This window comes from Halorussus rarus (genome assembly GCF_003369835.1).
GTDB lineage: Archaea > Halobacteriota > Halobacteria > Halobacteriales > Haladaptataceae > Halorussus > Halorussus rarus.
On record NZ_QPMJ01000005.1, the window covers coordinates 96,382 to 118,065 of the forward strand.

Annotated in this window: 20 protein-coding genes; 13 read left to right on the forward strand and 7 right to left on the reverse strand. The window is 68.8% G+C overall.

Annotated elements, in window-relative coordinates; genetic code table 11:
• Positions 1-17: 17 nt before the first annotated feature.
• From DVR07_RS20960 to DVR07_RS20990, 8 genes are all read left to right on the forward strand, one after another.
• Positions 18-1,388: a CoA-binding protein gene (locus tag DVR07_RS20960; RefSeq protein ID WP_115799276.1), complete on the forward strand. Its 1,371-nt coding sequence runs from the start codon at positions 18-20 to the stop codon at positions 1,386-1,388.
• A complete protein-coding gene (locus tag DVR07_RS20965) occupies positions 1,381-2,088 on the forward strand; it encodes an acetate--CoA ligase family protein (protein WP_115799277.1) in 708 nt (235 codons plus the stop codon). The genes DVR07_RS20960 and DVR07_RS20965 overlap by 8 nt, the downstream gene beginning before the upstream one ends.
• A complete protein-coding gene (locus DVR07_RS20970) occupies positions 2,088-2,489 on the forward strand; it encodes an acyl-CoA thioesterase (protein ID WP_115799278.1) in 402 nt (133 codons plus the stop codon). Before DVR07_RS20965 ends, DVR07_RS20970 begins: the two co-directional genes overlap by 1 nt.
• Positions 2,490-2,583: 94 nt before the next feature.
• On the forward strand, positions 2,584-2,754 hold the full coding sequence (locus tag DVR07_RS22275; protein WP_165881779.1) for a hypothetical protein: 171 nt from the start codon (positions 2,584-2,586) through the stop codon (positions 2,752-2,754).
• A 109-nt stretch (positions 2,755-2,863) separates the two neighbouring features.
• Positions 2,864-3,970, forward strand: a complete 1,107-nt coding sequence (locus DVR07_RS20975) for a cupin domain-containing protein (RefSeq protein WP_193570298.1) — start codon at positions 2,864-2,866, stop codon at positions 3,968-3,970.
• A 205-nt stretch (positions 3,971-4,175) separates the two neighbouring features.
• Complete coding sequence (locus tag DVR07_RS20980) at positions 4,176-5,435, forward strand: amino acid ABC transporter substrate-binding protein (RefSeq protein WP_115799279.1); 1,260 nt, start codon at positions 4,176-4,178, stop codon at positions 5,433-5,435.
• Between the two features lie 45 nt (positions 5,436-5,480).
• Positions 5,481-6,362 (forward strand): branched-chain amino acid ABC transporter permease, encoded by an 882-nt coding sequence (locus DVR07_RS20985; protein WP_115799280.1) that lies wholly within the window; start codon positions 5,481-5,483, stop codon positions 6,360-6,362.
• Positions 6,362-7,411 (forward strand): branched-chain amino acid ABC transporter permease, encoded by a 1,050-nt coding sequence (locus DVR07_RS20990; protein ID WP_115799281.1) that lies wholly within the window; start codon positions 6,362-6,364, stop codon positions 7,409-7,411. The genes DVR07_RS20985 and DVR07_RS20990 overlap by 1 nt, the downstream gene beginning before the upstream one ends.
• Positions 7,412-7,499: 88 nt before the next feature.
• On the opposite strand, the gene DVR07_RS20995 is transcribed toward DVR07_RS20990, so the two are convergent.
• Positions 7,500-8,204, reverse strand: coding sequence for an ABC transporter ATP-binding protein (locus DVR07_RS20995; protein ID WP_115799282.1), 705 nt, complete (start codon positions 8,202-8,204; stop codon positions 7,500-7,502).
• A gap of 173 nt (positions 8,205-8,377) precedes the next feature.
• Between DVR07_RS20995 and DVR07_RS21000 the strand changes: the two genes are divergently transcribed.
• Positions 8,378-9,841, forward strand: a complete 1,464-nt coding sequence (locus DVR07_RS21000; RefSeq protein WP_115799283.1) for a DUF3179 domain-containing (seleno)protein — start codon at positions 8,378-8,380, stop codon at positions 9,839-9,841.
• 15 nt (positions 9,842-9,856) lie between these two features.
• Here DVR07_RS21000 and DVR07_RS21005 read toward each other — a convergent pair whose 3' ends face one another.
• Positions 9,857-10,735: a fumarylacetoacetate hydrolase family protein gene (locus tag DVR07_RS21005; protein ID WP_115799284.1), complete on the reverse strand. Its 879-nt coding sequence runs from the start codon at positions 10,733-10,735 to the stop codon at positions 9,857-9,859.
• A gap of 159 nt (positions 10,736-10,894) precedes the next feature.
• Between DVR07_RS21005 and DVR07_RS21010 the strand changes: the two genes are divergently transcribed.
• Complete coding sequence (locus DVR07_RS21010) at positions 10,895-12,259, forward strand: methyl-accepting chemotaxis protein (protein ID WP_115799285.1); 1,365 nt, start codon at positions 10,895-10,897, stop codon at positions 12,257-12,259.
• A gap of 39 nt (positions 12,260-12,298) precedes the next feature.
• Here DVR07_RS21010 and DVR07_RS21015 read toward each other — a convergent pair whose 3' ends face one another.
• Together DVR07_RS21015 and DVR07_RS21020 are read right to left on the reverse strand one after the other, a co-directional pair.
• Positions 12,299-13,195 carry an SDR family oxidoreductase gene (locus DVR07_RS21015; protein ID WP_115799286.1) on the reverse strand — a complete coding sequence of 299 codons (897 nt, stop codon included), beginning with the start codon at positions 13,193-13,195 and terminating at the stop codon, positions 12,299-12,301.
• 185 nt (positions 13,196-13,380) lie between these two features.
• Positions 13,381-13,845: a pyridoxamine 5'-phosphate oxidase family protein gene (locus DVR07_RS21020; protein ID WP_205254586.1), complete on the reverse strand. Its 465-nt coding sequence runs from the start codon at positions 13,843-13,845 to the stop codon at positions 13,381-13,383.
• Between the two features lie 143 nt (positions 13,846-13,988).
• On the opposite strand from DVR07_RS21020, the gene DVR07_RS21025 reads away from it, so the two are divergent.
• The 3 genes from DVR07_RS21025 (at position 13,989) to DVR07_RS21035 (ending at position 18,299) form a co-directional block, all read left to right on the forward strand.
• Positions 13,989-15,224, forward strand: coding sequence for an FAD-dependent monooxygenase (locus DVR07_RS21025; RefSeq protein WP_115799287.1), 1,236 nt, complete (start codon positions 13,989-13,991; stop codon positions 15,222-15,224).
• A gap of 963 nt (positions 15,225-16,187) precedes the next feature.
• Positions 16,188-17,153 (forward strand): amidohydrolase family protein, encoded by a 966-nt coding sequence (locus DVR07_RS21030; RefSeq protein WP_115799288.1) that lies wholly within the window; start codon positions 16,188-16,190, stop codon positions 17,151-17,153.
• Between the two features lie 180 nt (positions 17,154-17,333).
• Positions 17,334-18,299, forward strand: coding sequence for a VOC family protein (locus tag DVR07_RS21035; RefSeq protein WP_115799289.1), 966 nt, complete (start codon positions 17,334-17,336; stop codon positions 18,297-18,299).
• 18 nt (positions 18,300-18,317) lie between these two features.
• Here the strand turns inward: DVR07_RS21035 and DVR07_RS21040 are convergent, their stop codons facing one another.
• From DVR07_RS21040 to DVR07_RS21050, 3 genes are all read right to left on the reverse strand, one after another.
• The gene (locus DVR07_RS21040) at positions 18,318-19,574 is read right to left on the reverse strand and encodes a CaiB/BaiF CoA transferase family protein (RefSeq protein WP_115799290.1); all 1,257 of its coding nucleotides are present in this window, start codon (positions 19,572-19,574) and stop codon (positions 18,318-18,320) included.
• Between the two features lie 4 nt (positions 19,575-19,578).
• Positions 19,579-20,739, reverse strand: a complete 1,161-nt coding sequence (locus tag DVR07_RS21045; protein ID WP_115799291.1) for an acyl-CoA dehydrogenase family protein — start codon at positions 20,737-20,739, stop codon at positions 19,579-19,581.
• Between the two features lie 106 nt (positions 20,740-20,845).
• Complete coding sequence (locus DVR07_RS21050) at positions 20,846-21,637, reverse strand: SDR family oxidoreductase (RefSeq protein ID WP_115799292.1); 792 nt, start codon at positions 21,635-21,637, stop codon at positions 20,846-20,848.
• Positions 21,638-21,684: the final 47 nt, after the last annotated feature.

A 21,684-nucleotide genomic window follows, 5' to 3' on the forward strand; every position in this document is an offset into this window, starting at 1 on the left:
TAGCTGTAGTAGCCGCCGTGAACCTACAGCGACTCTTCCGGCCCGAGAGTGTCGCCGTCGTCGGCGCCTCGAAGACAGAAGGCAAGATCGGCTACGAAGCGATGGCGAACGCCGTGGCGTTCGACGGCCGGGTCTACCCGGTGAACCCGTCGGCGGAGGGGACCGTCTTCGGCGAGGAGTTCGTCGAATCGGTCGCCGAGATAGACGAGGCGGTGGACCTCGCGCTGCTGGCGGTCCCCGCGCCGGTCGTCCCGGACGTCGTCGAGGAGTGCGGCGAGGCCGACGTCGGCGGCGCCGTCATCTACGCCGGCGGCTTCGCCGAGGCCGGCGAGGAGGGCGAGCAGCTCCAGCGGGAGATCGTCGACATCGCCGACGACCACGACCTCGCGCTGCTCGGCCCGAACACCAGCGGGTTCGTCGCCCCGGGGCAGAACCTGCTGGCGTCGTTCGCCGGCGGCGTCGAGCGGTTCGAGCCGGGCGAGGTGACTATCCTCGCCCAGAGCGGCGGGGTGGCCCACCAACTCGCGTTCCACGCGCTCCGGGAGGGCCGGGGCGTCGCGACGATGGTCGGGCTGGGCAACCGGGCGAACGTCGGCTTCGAGGAGGCCATCCCGTACTTCGACGCCGACCCCGACACCGGGGCTATCGTCCTCCACGTCGAGGGGACCGACGACGGCCGGGCGCTGCTGGAGGTCTGCCGCGACGCCGACACGCCCGTGGTCGCCTACAAGGTGGGCCAGTCCGACGTCGGCGCGTTCGCCGAGTCCCACACCGGCGCGCTCACCGGCGACCACGAGCTCTACACCGCGGGATTCGCCCAGTACGGCGTTCCGACCGTCGAGTCGACGACCGAGCTGTTCGACGCGGGCCAGGCGCTCGCGGCGTCGCCGACCCCCGACGGGCCGAACGTCGGCGTCGTCACCGCCCAGGCCGGCCCGGGCATCATCATCGCCGACCGCCTCCAGCGGATGGGCGGTCGACTTCCGGAGCTGACCGAGGCCACCCAGGACCGGGTCGGCGAGATCCTGCCGGGCATCACGTACGCCGACAACCCGGTCGACACCGGGCGACCGATGCCCGAGTTCGGCGATGTGGTCGCGGCGGTGGCCGAGGACGACAACGTCGACATCGTGCTGGTGTACGAACTGTACGAGGAGGCGCTGGGCTTCCCGCTCGACACGGTCGCGGGACTGGCCGACCGGGTGGACAAGCCGGTGCTGTTCGCCACCGAGGGGCCGGCCGAGTCGATGGCCGACGACCTCGCCGACCTCCGGGCGGCCGGCGTGCCGACGTTCACCTCGCCCGAGCGCGGCGCCGACGCCACCGCGCTGCTGGCCAGATACGCCGACCTCGCCGACGGGGACCGGGAGGTGAGCCCCGATGTCTGATGCCGACGACCCCATCGCGGCCGCCCGCGCGGACGGCCGGACGACGCTGACCGAGGCCGAGGCGAAGTCGCTGCTCGCCGGCGCGGGCGTCGAGACCCCGGCGTTCCGAGTTGCGACGGACGCCGACGAGGCGGCCGACGCGGCCGCGGACCTCGGCCTCCCGGTCGTGGTCAAGGTCTCGTCGCCCGCGGTCACCCACAAGAGCGAGTGGGCCGACGGCGCGGGCGTGGCGGTCGGCCTCGACTCCCGGGAGGCGGTCCGGGAGGCCGCCGACCGCATCTTCGCGGCGGCCGACGAACGGGAGATTGACGCCGACGTGCTCGTCGAGGAGGCCCGCGACGTTGAGGCGGGGACGGAGGTCATCGTCGGCGGCCTTCGGGACCCCTCGTTCGGTCCGGTCGTCCTCACCGGCCTCGGCGGCGTGTTCACCGAGGTGTACGAGGACACCAGCCACCGCATCGCGCCCGTCGACCGGGCCGAGGCGCGCGAGGCCGTCGAGGAACTGACCGCGGCCCGCCTCCTTGAGGGGTTCCGTGGCCGCGAGCCCGCCGACGTCGACGCGCTGGCGGACGTCGTCGTAGCGGTCGGCGACCTCGTGGTCGAGCACGAAGCCATCGCGGAGGTCGACGTCAACCCCGTGCTGGCGACCGGCGACGGCGCCGTCGCGCTGGACGCGCTGGTCGTCCTGGAGGGCGAGTGATGTACGAGCGCGTTTGGACCGTCCGGTTCTCGGACACCGACCCGTTCGGCATCGCCCACTACCCGCGCATCGTCGACGCCGTCCACGAGACCTCCGACATGTTCATGGAGGAGATCGGCTTCCCGTTCTGGGAGATCTCCCAGGAGCACGGGTACGGGCTCCCGCTCGTGAAGATGGACTTCGAGTTCGAGAACCCGGTCGAGGCCGGCGACGAGGTGACGGTCGGGCTGACGCCGGATCCGGGCGGCCGGAGCGTCCGGTTCGACTACGAGGCCCGCTGCGACGGCGAGGTCGCGTTCTCGGGGTACGAGCAGCGGGTCTGCGCCCGCACGGGCGGAGAGGGCGCCATCGAACTCCCCGACGACCTCCGGGCGGCGATGGAGCCGTACGTCGAGGAGTGACGCCCGATTCCGGGCGGTGAACGCCGATTCTCGACCTCGGACGCCCGCCGCGGGGGTCGATACGCTTTTGGGGATTCCATCGCCATGTACTGACATGGCCGAGTTCGAGAACCCCTACGCCGAGGAGAGTCCGTTCGTCGAGGCGCACTTCGACTGCCTGGACTGCGGCGGGAAGCTCTGGGAGTACGCCATCCAGCGACAGATGGTCTGCGAGGACTGCCGGGCGGTCTTCACCTCCGCCGAGATTTTCGACGCTCAGGCGTAGCGCTCCCCGCGATGTGACCGTCGACTGAGAAGTTGCGCGGCGCCCGAGCGTCGACGGCCGGGTTCGGCCGTCCAGTACACTTATGCCGAATCTGTGCCACTAGCTACCTATGGCGCAGCAAGAGCCAGACGACCAGGAGTCACAGGACCCCGAGGACCTCCTCGAACTGAGCGACGACACGCGGGGGCTCCTCGAGCGGAACAGCCTCCGGCCGCTCTGGGAGGTCGAGGACGACATGGGCCACGTCTACGACGACCTCGAGGCGGACATCTGGAAGTGGGAGGACATCCAGGCCGCCATCGACGGCATCGAGGACGACGTCCCCATCGCCGACCTGCCGCCGGGGTTCCAGCGCCGGGTCGCGGTCCCAATCAACACCGCGCTGGGCAACGCCGTCTCGAACACCATCTACGTCGGCGTCCAGACGGTCTCGCCGGGCGAGACCGCGCCCTCGCACCGCCACGGCGCCAACGCCCTGCGGTTCACCATCGACGGCCACGAGGACATGAAGACCGTCGTCGCGGGCGAGGAGTTCCCGATGAAGGACAACGACCTCGTCACCACGCCCCAGTGGGAGTGGCACGACCACGTCAACGACTCCGACGAGACCGCCGCCTGGCTCGACGTGCTGGACCTCCCGCTCGTGCTCGACTCGCTGAACGCCCGCAATACCTTCGAGAACCACGAACTCGAGCGCCAGCCCGTCACGAAGACCCAGGGCTACTGGGACTCCCAGTACGGCCGCGCGCGCGACGCCGACGATGCGAAGCAGGACGGCATCCCGGGCCCGTTCGAGGGCATCCGGGAGGCGACGCCGCCGTACCGGTTCCGGTGGGAGGACACCCTGGAGACGCTCCGCCAGCGCGCCGACAACGACAACCCCGACCCCCACGACGGCTACAGCCTCTCGTACGTCAACCCGGCGGCCGGGAAGCCGCCGCTGTTCCCCACGATGTCGTTCCGGGCCCAGCTCCTCCAGGAGGCGACCGACCCGCACTTCCACAACGCGGTGGAGGTGTACTTCGTCATCGAGGGCGAGGGCGCGACCCACGTCGACGACGAGGCCCTGGAGTGGAGCCAGTGGGACATCTTCGTGGTGCCGCCGGACGCGACCCACCACCACGAGCCCGACGACGAGGCCATCCTGCTCGGCATGACTGACCGGCCGGTGTTCGAGGCGTTCAACTTCTACGCCGAGGCCGAGCCGTCGTCGTAATCGCCGGGGGAGCGCGCCGATAGAATTGCGGATCGCCTCGACCGCTCCGTCTTCGACATCGATACTGGTTTCGCGGGCGACCCGTCCGGGTAGGGCGTTCGATGATTCCCCGACGCGACGGGCCGTCGTGCGTCGGATTTAATGTAACAAAAATTACAACTACCGCATCATTTATCATGGACGTGCAACTGTAAACGTGTAGAACATGGTGGACAGTAACAGTTCCCACAATAGACGCACGTATCTCAAGACAGTCGGCGCGCTCGGGGCGGTCGGAACGACGGGGCTCGCGGGATGCACCCGGCTCGGCATGGGCGGCGGGGGCGGCGGGGATTCGACGATCACCGTCGCAGCAACCGTCCCCGAGTCGGGGCGGTTCTCGTCGCTCGGGACGGACGTCAAGCGCGGCTACGAGCTCGGTGTCAGCAAGATGAACGAACAGCTCGACCAGGAGGTCGAGCTCCTCATCCAGGACGACGAGAGCAGCGCGGACGTCGTCCGGCAGAACCTCCAGCAGATGGTCAGCAACAACGACGTCGACATGATCTGGGGGAGCTTCTCCAGTCTGCTGGTGACCGCCGGGAGCGCGTTCGCCGAGAACAACGACCTGCCGTTCCTCGGGGCGTTCTTCGCCTACGAACAGCCCCACCGCAACGAGGGCTACGAGTGGACTTACTCGCCGTTCCCGAAGTCCCGCGACGTCGCCCGCTCGACGAAGGGGCTGCTCGAGCTGATCCCGGAGGGCGAGCGCCCGACGAACGTCGGCATCTGGGAGCCCAACACCGGCTGGGGCAGCGAGCAGGCCGACGCCTGGGAGGAGACGCTGAGCGGCGCCGGCTACGACATCGTGCTGCGCGAGACGTTCCAGATCGGCTCCGAGGACTTCTCGACGCTCATCTCCCAGTCCGACAGCGCCGACGTGGAGATCCTGCTGTCGAACCCCTCGCCCCCGGGCGGCATCACGTCGGTCAACCAGATGCAGTCCAACAACTGGACCCCGAAGGTGCTGAAGTACGTCCGCGGGGCCGACCCCAGCGCCTGGTGGTCCGCGCTCGGCGAGAAGGGCGCCTACGCCTGCATGTGTCCCGGGTGGGTGCCCGGGCTCACCGGCGGCGGCAACGACCAGATGCGGTCGGCCTACGAGGAGGAGTACGGCCTTGACGAGGGTCAGCTCATCAACACCGCTGTCGGCGGCGCCTACAACGTCGCGCAGGTGGCGAGCCAGACCGTCCAGGCCGCCGACTCGACCGACCCGAGCGACCTCCAGAGCGCGCTCCGCTCCGAGTCGTTCGAGACCGTCATCGGGAGCTTCAGCTTCGAGAACAACGGACTGCCCGCCGAGGGCGAGCTGACCGCGCCGACCGGCCAGTGGTGGAACGGCAACCAGCACACCGTCTTCCCGGACGTCGACGGCGAGGCCGCGATCGACTTCAAGTACCCCATCCCGGCGTGGGGCGAGCGGTAATTACTTGTCGCGGCTCCCCACTACACTCGTATATCCGTTTCACACATGGTAGCAACTGACCTCGTGTTCGAGTCGCTGTTAAACGGGCTCCTGCTCGGCGGAATCTACGCCGTCGCGGCGCTCGGTCTCTCGCTCGTGTTCGGCATCATGGACATCGTCAACCTCGCCCACGGGCACATGCTCATGGTCGGCGCCTACGTCTCCATCCTGCTGTTCACGGCCACCGGCATCACGCCGCTGGTCGGGATGGTGCTGGCCGCGGTCGTGCTGTTCGGCTTCGGCATGCTGCTCCAGCGGTTCGTCCTCAAGAACGTCGTCGGCGAGGGCATCGAACAGCCGATCATCGTGCTGTTCGGGCTCGCGCTCGTGTTACAGAGCCTCGGCCGCATCGTGCTCGGTAGCGACGCCCAGGCGGCCGACATCGGCATCCCCGGCGACGCCATCGCGATCGGATCGGCGACGCTGTCGTTCCCGCGGATGGTCACGTTCGTCGTCGCGCTCGTGCTCATCCTCGGGACCTGGGCGTTCCTGAAGTACACCACGACCGGGCTGGCCATCCGGGCGACCGCCCAGAGCACCTCGGCGGCCCAGTACATGGGCATCGACACCGACAACATCTACGTGCTCACGCTGGGCATCGGGACGGCGCTGGCCGGCGCGGCCGGCGCGCTGCTCTCGATGCTGTTCCCCATCACGCCGTTCGTCGGCTGGTCGTACCTGCTGAAGGCGTTCGCGGTCGTCGTACTGGGCGGCGTCGGGAGCGTCGCGGGCACGCTCGTCGGCGGGCTCATCCTCGGGGTCTCCGAGAACGTCGGCGTGCTCTGGCTGGGCGGCGGCTTCCGCGACATCATCAGCTTCAGCATCTTCCTGGGCGTGCTGCTGATTCGGCCCCAGGGCCTGTTCGGCAACTCCGGAGGTGGCGAGTGATGTCGGAGGTCGAGGACATCTTCACCTCCCGGCGCCGGATGGCGGTGGCGGCCGTCGTCGTGCTGTACCTGCTGGCCGTCCCGTTCATCACCACCGCCTACGTCACCGAGATCTTCTTCACCGGGCTGGTGTTCGTGATGCTGGGCGTCTCGTGGAACCTGCTCGCGGGCTACGCGGGGCAGGTGTCGCTCGGTCACGCCGCCTTCTTCGGCGTCGGCGCGTTCGTCGCGGCGTGGGTGACGACGCCGGCCCGGGCGAACCTCCCCGAGGCGCTCTCGCTGCCGGGTGCCCCCGCGATAGTCACGGTGCTGTTCGCGCTGGTCGTCGGGACTGCGGTAGCCGCGCTGCTCGCCGCCGTCACCGGGCCGATAATGTTCCGGCTGACGGGCCACTACTTCGCCATCGGCACGCTGGCGCTGGCCTCCATCATCCAGCTGGTGATGCTCGACCAGCGCCAACTGACCGGCGGCTCGACCGGCTACTACGTCAACGAGTACCTCGGGGACGCCGGCATGTTCCTCCTGACGCTGGCCGCGACGCTCGGGATGGTGGCGGTCGTCTACCGCATCGTCGACAGCCGGTCCGGACTCGGGATGCGGGCCATCCACGACGACGAGGAGGCCGCCAGCAGCCTCGGCGTCAACCCCCTGAAGTACAAGCTGTACGCCTTCGTGATCTCGTCGGGGATGGCCGGCCTCGCGGGCTCGCTCTACTCCCAGTTCACGCTGTACGTCAACCCCGACGCGACGCTCAACGTCGTCTGGATGGTCGACACGCTGGTCGTCGTCATCCTCGGCGGGATGGGGACGGTGCTCGGGCCGCTGTTCGGCGCCGGCCTGTTCGTGGGGCTCGACACGCTGCTCCGGTCGTTCGCGGGCGAGTTCGCGACGACCATCGAGGGCGCGCTCATCATCCTGTTCATGCTGTTCGCCCCGCAGGGCGTCTATGGGTACTTCACCGAGCGGTACGGCGACGAGGAGGAGCCGCCGGCCGCGACCGACCCCGAGGCGGCGAGCCTCGACGGCTCGACGCCCGAGCACAACGAGTAGCGCCGTTCCGCTCTCTTCTCCGAGCGCCCAATCCGCGACAGTCTTCCGTTCCCGGGCTCGATTGACGAAGGTCTTCCTCCCCGACTCCTCAGCCGCCCAGGTACGAGGCCGCCACGCGCTCGTCGTCGGCCAGTTCCTCGGCGGTGCCCGACAGCGAGATGCGGCCCGACTCGAGGACGTACCCCCTGTCGGCGATCCGGAGCGCGTGGTTGACGTCCTGCTCGACCAGCAGCACGGTGGTCCCCTCCTCGTTGATGCGCTGGATGGCGTCGAACACGTCCTCGACCAGCACCGGCGCGAGCCCGAGGCTGGCCTCGTCGAGCAGCAGCAGGTCGGGGTCGCTCATCAGCCCGCGCCCGATGGCGAGCATCTGCTGTTCCCCGCCCGACAGGGTGCCGGCCTGCTGGCCGGTCCGCTCCTCGAGTCGGGGGAAGATGTCGAAGATCCGGTCCATCCGCTCGCTCATCCCGGTCCGGTTGGCGTACGCGCCCAGCCGCAGGTTCTCCTTGACCGTGCTCTCGCCGAATATCTCCCGGCCCTCGGGGACGTGGACGATGCCCTTCGGGACGACCTCGTCCTGGTCGAGTTCTCCGATCTCCTCGCCCTCGAATCGGATGCTGCCGCTTGTCGGCGTCAGCGGGCCGCAGATCGTCTTCAGGATGGTGGTCTTGCCCGCGCCGTTCGCGCCGAGCAGCGCGACCGTCTCGCCCTCTGTGACCGAGAGGCTGGCGTCCCAGATGACCTGCACGTTCCCGTACGCCACGTCGATTCCGTCGACTTCGAGTAGTGTCATCGGTTATCGCGGAGTACAGACCACTCCGACAAAAGCCTACCCCTGATTCGGCGTCGGGCCGGGGAGAGCCGACCCCGAATGGGCGCCCGGACGGACCGGACCCGCGCTCGATCGCCTCTCGGGTCCCGCGCCACGTCGCTACTTGTTTAACGCCGCTCGCGAAACAGTCGTCCATGCCATCGGGTGACACCGACGACGCCGCGACGGAGCGCGAGCTCCGCGATCTGGTCGACCGCCTGCTGACCCGGGACGCCGACGCCCACGCCCGGGCCCTCGAGCGCCTCGCCGAGGTCGGCGACGAGCGCGTGATTCCCCACCTGGTCGAGGTCGAGATGATCGACTCCATCGCCAACGACTGGTCGGAGTTCGGGTTCCCCGAAGTGCTCCGGGACCGCGCGCCGCCCCGGTACCTCGAACTCCCCGAGGCGTCGTGGCCCGGCGTCGAGGCGGCGCTGGCGGCGATCGCGGAGCCGAACTTCGACTCGCGGTACGCGTGGGTCGAGTGGGAGACCTGGTACTCGCAGCAGGATAGCGAACCGCTCGCCGGCTTCGACGACTGGAAGCTCCAGCTCTACCGGTCGTTCCTGCCGCCCGTGGGTCGACTGCTCGACGTCGAACCCCGCGAGTTCGACCTCCAGGACGTCCGGTGGGGCAACTGCGACTCGTCGTTCCTGGCGGCGCTCAACGGCCCCGACTTCGTCCCCGGCGACGCCGTCGACGCGGCCGGGTCGGGCGGGGAGTCCGAGCGCTACCTCGAAGCCGACGACCGCGTCTTCGGGTTCGAGTTCGACGGACAGGCCTACGCCGTCCCGCGCTGGGTGCTGTTCCCCCACGAGATGCTGAACGTCGAACTCGACGGGGTGCAGCTCAGCCTCACCTTCTGCACGCTCTGCAACGCGCCCATCCTCTACGACTGTCGGGTCGGCGACCGCGACCTGACGTTCGGGAGCACGGGCATGCTGCTGGCGGGCAACAAGGTGATGTTCGACGAGGAGACCGAGAGTCTCTGGAGCCAGCACCGCGGCGTCCCCATCGCCGGCGAGTTCGCCGAAGAGGACGACCTCCGCCTCGACGTCCTGCCGGTCACCCAGACCGACTGGGCCGAGTGGAAGGACTCGCACCCCGAAACGCTCGCGCTCGACGTCGACACCGGGTACGACTACGACTACCGGTTCTACGACGGCAACATCGGATTCTTCCGCCACTACTGGGAGGACGAGAGCGCCGTCCAGCCCGGCGTGGAGGTCGCGGACGGCGACCTGCCCGAGAAGGAGTCTGTGTACGGCGTCACCGGCGCGGACCCGGACGCGGTCTACGTCTTCCCGGTCGAGACGGTCCGCGAGAAGGCTCCCGTCGTCGCCGACCTCGACGGCCGCGCAGTCGTCGCGCTGGCCGACGAGACCGACGACGTGGCCGTCTACGAGGCGCCGCCCGCGCCCGTAGAGACGGCGGCAGAGGACGGCGGCGACCTCGTCGACGCCGAGGGTCGGCGGTGGACCGTGACCCGCGATGCGCTGGTCGGCGACGACGGCGACGACCGGCTCGAACGCGTGGCGGGCCGTCACGGCCTCTGGTTCGCCTTCCGGTCGCAGTACGACGACGCCAGGGTCGTCACCGGCGAAGAATCGGGGGAGTAAGCGGCGCGCGGCCGATTACTCCTGGCCGCCCTTCTGGACGTCGACGTCGTCGAAGCGGACGTCCCGCTCGGTCACGTCGACGGTCATCGAGCCGACGTTCTCGATCTCGGCGTCGATGCTGTCGCCGTCCGAGAGCTCGCTGACGCCCTCGGGCGTGCCCGTGGTGATGACGTCGCCGGCCTCGATGGTGGCGCCGATGGAGGCGTACTGGACGACGTCCGCGCAGGTGTACACCATGTCGCCGGTGTTCTCCTGCTGGCGGGTCTCGCCGTTGAGCTGGAGCTCCATCTCGAGGTCCTGGGGCTCGCCGACCTCGTCGGGCGTGACCACGCACGGGCCGACCACCGTGAACGTGTCGTAGGACTTCCGGTTCGAGCGGTCCTGGTCGCCGCGGACCGAGATGTCGAGCAGGATGGTGTAGCCGAAGATGTGGTCCCACGCCTCGTCGGCGGAGACGTCCTTGACGTCGTCGTCCATCACGAACGCGAGCTCGATCTCGTGGTCGGTCCGGCGGTCCGAGAACGGGAGCTCGACGCCGTGGTCCGGGCCGACGACGCTCGAGGGCGCCTTGAGGAAGTAGCCCTTGTCCTCGATGGTGAACCACTCGTCGGTGGTGATGTCGCGGTCCGAGAGCGCCTCCTCGATGTGGTTCTCGTAGTTGAGCGGCGCGGCGATGACCTTCCCCGGCCGGCGGACCGGCGCGCCGAGTTCGACGTCCGCGCGGTCGTGGTCGGGGTCGGCGTCTTCGTACTCGCTCGCGTCGTAGTCGCCCCGGATGTACTCGCGCAGCGGGTCGCGGGCGTCGATGCCGAGTCGGTCGGTCAGGTCGACGACGCCGCTGCCGTCGTCGGTCAGGAGTCCCAGTCGGTCCTCGTTGTAGCGGACGAATCGCATGGTCGTTCCTGCGACCAGCGTACCCATAAAACATCGCCTTCCGCGACCGGCGCCGTCGGGCAAGGATTGCCGCGTCTCGCTTTGATTCGCACGAGCGCGAATTTCATTTCCGAGAACGAGCCGAACTATTAATACCGTTGGGGGGAAACGCGTCTGTCAATGACATCACAACCTCCGACCGCCGAACCCGGCGGCGAACGCGCCGGGCTGTACGACCCGCCGGACGACGCCGACGAGATCGAACGGCTCAGGCACGAACGGGACTTCTGGCGCCACCTCTTCGACGACCTCGCCGAGCGGTTCCCCGAGCCCGTCCTGGTCGTCAACGACGACGGTCGGGTCACCCACTGGAACACCGAGCAGGCCGAGATGCTCGGCACGCCGGCCGACGAGGCGGTCGGGCAGGCCGCCCACGACGTCGTCGGGACCGAGGCGGTCACCGAGACGCTGGCCGAGGAGGTCGTCCGGACCGAGGAGACGGTCAAGGAGGACGAGGTCCGGTCGGGGGTCGACGACGACGGCGAGCGCTGGCACGTCCGGGCGGCGGCCCAGCCGATGTACGGCCCGGACGGCGAGGTTGTCGGCTCCTTCGAGTTCGTCTCGCGCGTGACCGAGCTCGTCGAGCAGCGCCGCGCGGTCAGGGAGGCCCAGGAGCAGGTCAGCGAGGAGGTCGACGCCACCGTCGAGGAACTGCTCGACTCCTCGCAGTCGGTCGCCGACGAGAGCCAGTTCATCGGCGAGACCGCCAGCGAGCAGGTCGACGCGCTGGCGACCATCCACGGCGAGGTCGAATCGCTGAGCGCGACCGTCGAGGAGATCGCCGCGCAGGCCGACGAGGTCGACGCGCGGGCGACCGCGGTCGCCGACAACGCCGCCGAGTCGCTCGACGCGACCGACGAGGCCGTCGGGGTGCTCGGCGACGTCGAGGACGCGGCCGGCGACCTCGACCGGACGAGCGAGGAGCTCGACGAGCAGGTCGAGGAGATCGAGTCGGTCATCGACGTCATCAGCGACATCGTCTCCCAGATCAACCTGCTGGCGCTCAACGCCAACATCGAGGCCGCGCGCAGCGGGGCCGAAAACGGCGGCTTCGCGGTGGTCGCCGACGAGATCAAGGCGCTCGCCGACCAGTCCCAGGACGAGGTCGACGCCATCGAGCAGACCATCGAGGAGGTCACCGACACCGTCGCGCGGACCACCGACGCGGTCGAGCGCACCACCGGCGGTATTTCGGAGACCGCCGACCACATCGAGACGGTCCGCGAGCGCCAGGCCGACATCCACGACGCCGCCGAGGACGCCTCCGTCGGCACCCGCGAGATCGCCGAGGCGACCGACGAGCAGGCCTCCGCGACGGAGGAGGTCACGACGATGCTCGACGAGGTCCTCGACAGCCTCCGGGAGGTGGTCGAGCGGATCGACGAGCTCGGCGACGAGAACGAGCGCCAGGCCGAGTCGGCCCGGCACGTCCGCGAGCGCATCCGCGAGGTCGAGGCCGACCTCGAGGCGACGATAGACGACTGAACCGCGCTGTTCTACTCGCTTCTCACGGATTGCGGACGATCAGAAGAAACTGTCCGTCCTCGTGAGGTCGACGTCGCCGGCGACGTCCTCCCGGAAGTGCTCGGCCAGTTCGTCGAGCGTCCAGCCGCCGGGGCGGACGCCGACCCGGTCGAGCGACGGTTCCGAGAAGACACCTACGCGGTCGCCGCCCGCGTAGAGCGTACAGCCGGTCACGTCGGACGCCTCGTCGCTCGCGAGGTACGCCGCCAGCGGGGCGACCCGCTCTGGCGGCATCTCCTCGCGGGTGTAGGGTCGGTGCTCCTCGGGTACGGTCTCGGTCATCCGCGTGTAGCCGCTCGGAACGAGCGCGTTGACCCGGACGCCCGAGCGGTGCACCTCCGACGAGACCGTTCGGACCATCCCGAGGATTCCGGCCTTCGCGGCGGCGTAGTTGACCTGCCCGGCGTTGCCACGGGCCGAGCGGGCCGACACCGCGAGGTACGATCGCTCGCCGTCGAACCCGTCCTCGCCGGCCGCCTCGCGCCAGTGTCTGCAGGCCGCCTGCAGCAGGGTGAACTGGCCGGTGAGGTTCGTCTCGATGACCGCGCGCCAGTCCTCCTCGCTCAGGTTCGTGGCGAAGTCGTCCCGGAGGATGCCCGCGAAGTTCGCGACGAAGCCGACGCGCCCGTACTCCGCGACCGCGTCCGCGATCAGTTCGCGGGCGTACTCGAAGTCGGTCAGGTCGCCGGCGTGAGCGGTCGCCTCGCCGCCCTCGTCGCGGATGTCCTCGGCGACCGCCTCGGCCACCGCGGGGTCGCTCCCCTTGCCACGGACCGACGTCCCGAGGTCGTTGACGACCACGCTGGCGCCGTGGTCGGCCAGTTCCCGGGCGGTCGCCGCGCCGAGACCGTTGCCGCCCCCGCCGACGATGCACACCTTCCCGTCGAGGCCGGTCATCGGTCGCCCCGCGGATCGGTCGCGGTCGTCGTCGCCGCGCTGCCGCCGTGCCGGCAGACTCGGCCGCGCTCGGTAGCAGTCGGTTCGCTCGCTATCTCTGAACTCATGACTCGGGGTTCGGCGACGCGGTATTCAAATGTTTGGCCGCAGCCCTGGCGGCGTCGACCCGGAGCGACGGTGTCGGCTCAGAGGGTCCGACCCTGCCCCTGCTGGCCGGTCACCTCCTCGGGTAGCAACTGGTACCGCGTCCGCTCGGTCATCGGTTCGCCCTGCGGGTAGAGGCTGGCGAACTGCGCGTTGTCGAACAGCGCCTCGTCGACCGCCTCGACGCGCTCGTCGGGGACCGGCTCGATCGGCCCGCGCACGAGGACGCTCCGCCAGCGGTGCTCGTCCTCGAAGTCGTACGCCGCGAACGTCGCAGTCTCGGTCGCCGCGGCGAAGTCGAGCTTCTCGCTGTCCTCGCCGAACCGCAGGAGGACGAAGTAGAGCCGGTCGCCGTCGTAGCCGAACGACACCGGACAGCCGTAGGCGTCGCCCCCGTCGGCCAGCGACAGGACGCCGACGCCCTGGTCGCGCAGGAACGCGTCGACGGTCGCCTCGTCCATCGGTTCACCCCGGATCTCGGAACTGTCTGCGTCTGAGACGTCCATACTGACAGGTCGGCCTTCGGACTCCTAATTCGAATCGCGAACATGTTCGTCCCGCCTCCGGATTATCGGCTGTTGGTCGGCCTCGACAGAAATAGTCGAATGAAAAAATATCTATACCCGGAAGAACATTACGTTGTAATACGATGAGCGACTCCGAGCAGCAAGCCGACGCGCCAGTCGTGGTGGCCGGGGCCGGGCCGGTCGGGATGACCGCGGCGCTGGCGCTGGACGCCCGCGGAATCGAGTCGACGATCCTCGAGGCCGACCCCGAGGACCGGGACCGGCCGGGGAGCCGGGCCATCTACGTCCACAAGGACACGCTCCGGACGCTGGAGCAGTCCTCTCCCGGGCTCGGTCAGCGGCTGGTCGACAACGGCATCACGTGGTCGACCCGGCGCACGCTGTTCCGCGGCGAGGAGGTGTTCGAGCGGACCTACCCCGACCGCGGCGGTGACGGTGGCCTACCCCACTTCACGAGCCTCCCGCAGGTCTGGACCGAGGAGTACATGCTCGACGCCATCGCGGAGTCCGACGGCATCGACCTCCACTGGGACTCGCCGGTCGAGACGGTCGACGCCGACGACGACGGCGTCACGGTCGAGACTGAAGGCGGCGACGTCTGGAACGCCGAGTACGTCGTCGGCGCCGACGGCGCGGGCTCGACGGTCCGCAAGGAGATCGGCGCCGAGTTCGACGGCACGGAATCGCCCAACTCCTTCATCATCGCCGACGTCGACGAGGACCCGGACGACCCCCGGCGGCAGGAGCGGGTCTTCCACTACGACCACCCCGAACTCGGCGGGCGCAACGTGCTGTTCGTCCCGTTCCAGGGCGGGTGGCGCGTCGACATCCAGTGCCGCGAGTCCGACGACCCCGAGCGGATGGCCGAGGACCGCAACATCGGCGAGATGGTGGCGACCATCCTGGGCGAGCGCTACCGCGACCGGGTCACCTGGGTCTCGGAGTACAAGTTCAAGCAGGTCACCGCAGACCGGATGGTCGACGAGCACAACCGGGTGCTGCTCGCGGGCGAGTCCGGCCACCTGTTCGCCCCGTTCGGCGCCCGCGGGATGAACTCGGGCGTCGCGGACGCCGACGATGCCGCCTCGGCCATCAGCGTCGCGCTCAATGCCGGCGTCGCGGAGACTGCGACCGGCGAGATCGCCGAGTACGGCATCCGGCGCCAGAAGGCCGCCGAGTACAACCGGGCCGCCGCCGGGCAGGCCCTCGAGTACCTCCAGGGCGACAGCATCGTCACCAAGACCAAGAAGCGGCTGGCCGCCGAGCTCGCCGAGTACTACGAGCCGGCCGGCGAGTGGCTCGACGACGCGCCGTACGGCCCCCACGAGGGGCCGCCGGTGACCATCGGGCAGTACTGACGCGGCCGCTCTCGCGACCCGCGCACCCCGGATTTCTCTATCTTCCCGCTGTTCTCCGCACCAGTCGACCCGCTGCTCGACGCCGTTCCTCCGCCGTTATCCGTGCCGGTCGAACTGACTCACCGTTCGGCGACCGGTCGGACCGACGCGCGGCGTAGACCGCGCTTCAGCCCACGCGGCGGACGAAACTTCCATTTCGGTCCGGGTCGCGTTCGGTAGCCGTTCCGAGAAGCGACCGCAAAATGGGTATCTATCGGTTTCTGGTTTTTGAGAGCCAATATTCGGTGATGACGAACGTATTGGTCCATGCCCTCGGCCGGCGTGTTGATTGCGGACGGTTCGCGTGGCAATTAGCTGCTCGGGCGGAAGCGTACCGACCCTGACTGTCTACCTTTTATCTCTGGACCGAATGTGTTCGTTGTCGACGAACAGTCCACTTTACCCCGGCGCCCTCTATCGGTTTCCGGTTTGGAGCTCGCCTTGCAGCCGGACGCCGTCGCACGGTTCGTCAGCTGCCTCCTTCCCTAGAGACAGCTCGGACGGCCCTCCAGTGCGCCGATCTCCCATTTCTCGTCCCTTGTTCTGGAGTTCATTCACAACTCTACTGCCCGTTCTACTTTCACGGGGGCGTTACAGCACTATCTCTGTCACGGGTCTGGGGATACCACCGACAATTATTAAAAGAAAACACGAAAAATATTATTAAAATACAAACGAGATATCTATATCCGGCGTGTTCGGTGATGACGAACGCCCCTCTCTGTAATTTCTCGCCCGGCTATTATCGTACAACTACCGACAATTCGGAGCGAATCGAGTGGTCCGTAAACTTGTGGTTCCGGAGGCGTCGGAATCCCGGTCGGTTCCGACCGCAGAGAGAACTGCTACCCGGACGACGTCGGCCGAGCGACCTGCATCTTTAATAAAGAACCGGCACAACCACGGAGTGGCCGATAAGCTCTCATGACAACAATCGACGCGTACACCCACGTTCTGACCGAGGAGTTCTACGACACGCTGGTGGCGGAGTACGACTTCCAGGGGCTGAGCGGCGACCCGTCGTTCCTCTGGGACCTCGACCGCCGGCTCGACGACATGGACGAGTTCGGCGTGGACAAGCAGGTGCTGACCCTGGCGCTTCCGCCGCTGTGGCGGGGGATGGACGACGAGACCGCGCTCGAACTCACCCAGTTGGCCAACGACGAGGTCCGGAGCATCGCGGACGAGCATCCCGACCGGTTCGTCCCGGTCGGGACGATCCCGCGGGTCTCCGACGAGTTCATGGCCGAGTTCGACCGGTGCGTCGAGGACCTCGACATGGCCGGCGTCCAGATGTTCTCGAACATCGAGGGCGAGCCCATCGACCGTCCGCGGTTCCGCCCGCTGTTCGAGCGGGCCGAGCGCCACGACGCCCCGCTGTGGATGCACCCCCAGCTCCACGAGTGGTACGACTGGGCGAGCGAGTACATGGAGCACCGGCTGTTCGGCTGGCCGTTCGACACGACGCTGGCGCTCTCGCGGCTCGTGTTCGGCGGCGTCGTCGACGAGTACGACTTCGACCTCGTCGCCCACCACGGCGGCGGGATGGTCCCGTTCTACGGCGGCCGCATCGACTCCTTCTACCAGACCCGGCTCGACTACCCCGAGAACTACGCCGACACCGACCTCCCCGACCTCGACCAGCCGGTGAGCGACTACTTCCGGGAGTTCCACGTCGACACCGCGGTCAGCGGGTCCGTGCTCGCCCAAGAGTGCGCGACCGGCTTCTTCGGCGACGAGAAGGTGGTCTTCGGGACCGACTACCCGTTCGGGCCGGGCCGTGGCCGGGCGTGGATCGAGCAGGGGCTCGACGCCGTCGAGGAGATGGACGCGAGCGAGGAGACCCGCGAGCGCATCCTCGGGGGGAACCTCGAGGACCTCTTCGGCTAACGGTTCGCTCGCCGACCGGTCGGACCGCCGGCGCCGCGTTCCGGGAATCTCCCATAAACTTAAGTTACGTGTTGTGCCATATTCTATCGTGACTCACCCCATGAGCGGGACAATCGACGTCGACGAGACGAGCAGCGCGACCCAGGACGACCGTTCGGCGACTCCCCCCTGCGCGAAACGATGACGTCTCCGACCTCACCCCTGGCGAAACTGGGCCACGTCGCGGCCCACACGCCCGACCTCGACGAGTCGCTCTGGTTCTTCGAGGACGTGCTCGGGTTCCAGGTGACCGAGCGGGTCGGCGACACCGCGTACCTCCGCGGGATGCGCGACTGGGAGCACCACACGCTCAGCCTCACCGAGTCCGGGCGGAAGGGCGTCGACCACGTCGCGTTCCGGACCAAGACGCCGGAGGCGGTCGACGAACTGGCCGAGCAGTTCGAGGCGGAGGGCCGGGAGGTCCAGTACGTCGAAGCCGGCGAGGAGCGCGGCCAGGGCCGGGCCATCCGCGTCGAGGCGTTCGGCCACCCCTACGAGTTCTACTACGACGTCGAGAAGCCCCAGGCGCCGGCGGAGAAGCGCTCGAAGCTCCGCAACCGCAACTACAGCGAGGCGGTGGGCAACCGCATCGCGCCCCGCCGCATCGACCACTGCCACGTCCAGGACGGCGTGTCGCCCGAACACGCCGCCTGGCTGGTCGACGCGCTCGACTTCCGGACCAACGAGCGCTACCGGAAGTCCGACGGCGAGCTCTGGGGCTGGTGGCTCTCGGTGACGCCGCTGCCCCACGACATCGCCATCCACCGGGAGCCGGCGGGGTCGCCCTCGGGGTTCCACCACGTCTCGTACCACCTCGACAGCCTCCAGGACCTCTGGGAGGCGGCCGACGTCCTGGCCGAGCACGGCATCGAACCCGACGGCGGCCCCGGTCGCCACGCCATCACCCGGGCGGACTTCCTCTACGTGAGCGACCCGGCCAGCGACTTCTGCGTCGAGTTCTTCGCCGGGCCGGGCTACCTGAACTTCGAGCCGGACTGGGAGCCCATCGAGTGGACCGAGGAGGAGATCGGCGGCGAGACGAGCCACCAGTGGATCGGGCAGGGCCCCGACTGGGACGGCGTGCCCTACGTGGAGCCGGAGGGTTGAGCCCACCCGCCCCGACGGTCAGCCGTCCTTCCGCTCGTCGGGAGACGGCGCGACGGCGTCGGCGTCGACCAGCCGCTCTATCTCGTCGGTCGAGTAGCCGAACTCGCCGAGGACGTCGGCCGTGTGCTCGCCGAGCAGCGGCGGATGCCGGCGGACGTCGGTCGGCGTCCGCGAGAAGTGCATCGGACTGCCGGGCATCTTGACCTCGCCGGCCGTGGGGTGGTCGACCGACGTTCGCATCCCCCGCGCCTCGACCTGGGGGCTGTCGAACACCTCGGCCATGTCCCGGACGGTGCTGGCGGGCACGTCGTGGTCGCGGAGGATCTCGATGACCTCGTCGGTCTCGTACGCCGCGAACTCCTCGGCGAGGAGCGCGTCGAGTTCGTCGCGGTTCCGCACCCGGTCGGCGTTCGCCGCGAACCGCGGGTCGTCGGCGAGGTCCTCGCGGTCGAGCGCCCGGCAGAAGTTCGGCCAGATGTTCTCGGACGCGACCGCGACCACCACGTAGCCGTCGCTGGTCTCGAACGCCTGGTACGGGGCGATGGTGGGGTGCTTGCTCCCCATCCGGCCCGGCGACTCGCCGGTGGCGAAGTAGTTCGAGGCCATGTAGGTCATCCAGGCGACCTGGCCGTCGAGCAGGCTCACGTCGATCTTCTGCCCGCCGCCGTCGCCGAGTTCCCGCTCCAGCAGCGCCGCCAGGATGGCCTGGGTGGCGTACATCCCCGCGCCGATGTCGGCGAGCGCGACGCCGACGCGGACCGGCATCCCGTCCTCGACGCCGGTGATGCTCATCAGCCCGCCCTCGGCTTGCATGATGATGTCGTACGCCGGCCGGTCCTTCTCGGGGCCCCACTCGCCGTACCCCGACAGCGAGCAGTAGACGAGGTCGGGGTTGCGCTCGCGGAGGTCGCCGTAGTCGAGCCCCCACTCGGCCATCTTGCCGACCCGGAAGTTCTCGACGAGGACGTCGGCCTCGGCCGCCAGGTCCCGGAACACGTCCCGGCCCTCCTCCGAGGCGAGGTTGAGCGCGACCGACCGCTTGTTCCGATTGACGCTGACGTAGTAGGCGCTCTCGTCGCTGTCGCCGTACGTCGGCGGGTGCCAGTGGCGGGTCTGGTCGCCGCCGTCCGGGCGCTCGACCTTGATGACGTCGGCGCCCAGGTCGCCCAGCTGCATCGTGCAGAACGGGCCAACCAGGACCCGCGAGGCGTCGAGCACCGTAACCCCGTCGAGCGGTCCCGCGTCGCCCTCGGAGTCGCGTGCTTCTCCGGTCATCGTCTCACTGGTAGGCCGGGATGCCCGTCAGGTCCTCGCCGAGGATGAGGGTGTGGATGTCGTGGGTGCCCTCGTAGGTGTAGACGGTCTCCATGTTGGCCATGTGGCGCATCGGCGAGTAGTCGGCCGTGATGCCGTTGCCGCCGAGTATCTCACGGGCGACCCGGGACTGGTCGCGGGCCATCCGGACGTTGTTGCGCTTGGCCATCGAGACGTGCTGCGGGCGCAGCTCGCCGCGCTCCTTCAGCTCCGCGAGGCGGTGCGCGAGCAGTTGCGCGAGGGTGATCTGGGTCGCCATCTCGGCCAGCTTCTGCTGCTGGAGCTGGAAGCGACCGATGGGACCGCCGAACTGGTCGCGCTCGGTGGCGTACTCGCGGGCCGTCTCGAAACAGTCCCGCGCGGCGCCCACGGCGCCCCAGGCGATGCCGTACCGGGCCTGCGTCAGGCACGACAGCGGGCCCTTCATCCCCTCGACGCCCGGTAAGACCGCATCTTCGGGAACGAAGACGTCGTTCAGACCGATCTCGCCGGTGATGGAGGCGCGCAGCGACAGCTTCTCGTCGATCTTGTTGGTCGTCACGCCGTCCTCGTCGGTCTCCACGAGGAACCCGCGGACGGGGTTATCTTCCGCGGTCTTGTCGCGCGCCCAGACGACCGCGACGTCCGCGATCGGTGAGTTCGTGATCCACGTCTTCGAGCCGTTCAGCACGTAGCCGCCGTCGGCCGCTTCGGCCCGAGTCTCCATGGCCGAGGGGTTCGAGCCGTGCTCGGGCTCGGTGAGCCCGAAGCAGCCGACGGCCTCGCCCGACCCCAGCGCCGGCAGCCAGCGCTCCTTCTGCTCGTCGCTCCCGTAGGCGTGGATGGGGTACATCACGAGCGCGCCCTGCACGGAGGCCATCGACCGGAGCCCCGAGTCGCAAGCCTCCAGCTCCTGCATCAGCAGGCCGTAGGCGGTCTCGCTGACGTTCGGCAGGCCGTACCCCTCCAGGTTCGGCGCGTAGAAGCCCATCTCGCCCAGTTCGGGGATGAGCTCGGTCGGGAAGGTTCCCTCGATCCAGTGCTCGCCGATGTCCTCGACCTCGCCGGCCACGAAGTCGCGGGCCGACTCCAGCACGAGCCTGTCCTCCTCGGACAGTTCCGCCTCCAGGTTCACGAAGTCTAGCATCGGGTGAGACGTTGCGTCGGGCGGGTAATAACGATGGGGGTTCCGCCGGTCGGGGTTCGGTCGACGGCGGGAGAAAATCGGCGGCGAAACGAAAAGGGCGCGGGAGCTACAGATTCGACCGGGCGTCGCCGCCGTCGATCATCACCGACTCGCCGTTGATGAAGCTCGCGCGGTCCGACAGGAGGAACGCGACGACGTTGCCGAACTCGGCCGGCGAGCCGAGGTCGCCCATCGGGATGTCGTCGGTCCAGGCCTCCTCGCTCTCCTCGAAGCTGTCGAACCGGCCCTGCTCGACCGCGTTCTCGATGAGGTAGACCATCCGGTCGGTCTCGTGGGCGCCCGGCATCACGGCGTTGACCCGCACGTCGGGGGCGAGCTCGCGCGACAGCGTCTTCTCCAGTCCGATGACGCCCATGCGGACGGAGTTTGAGAGGACGAGGTCGTCGATGGCCTCCTTGACGCTGTGGGACGTCGAGCTGACGATGCTGCCCGCGTCGCTCTCCTCGAGGTGGTCGACCGACTCCCGGACGAGGCGGACGACGCTCATCACCAGCAGGTCGTAGGCCTGGTACCACTCCTCGTCGGTGGTCTCGCTGAACGGCTTGCTCGGCGGGCCGCCGGCGTTGGTCACGAGGTGGTCGAGGCCGCCGAACTCGTCGACGGTCCGCTGGACCAGCTGTTCGATGTCGTCGGGGTCGGTGAGGTCGGCGGGCTGGCCCACGACCTCGCCTTCGGCGACCTCCCGGATGTCCTCGACGGCCGCGTCGAGTCGCTCCTCGTCCCGACCGTTGACGACGACGTTCGCGCCCTCGCGGGCCAGCGCCGTCGCGGCGGCCTTGCCGAGACCGCTGCTCGACGCCGATACCAGTGCCGCGTTGCCATCGATTCCGAGGTCCATAGGTGAAAATCAGAGCCGACCGTCTTAGTCCCACGAATCACGACAAT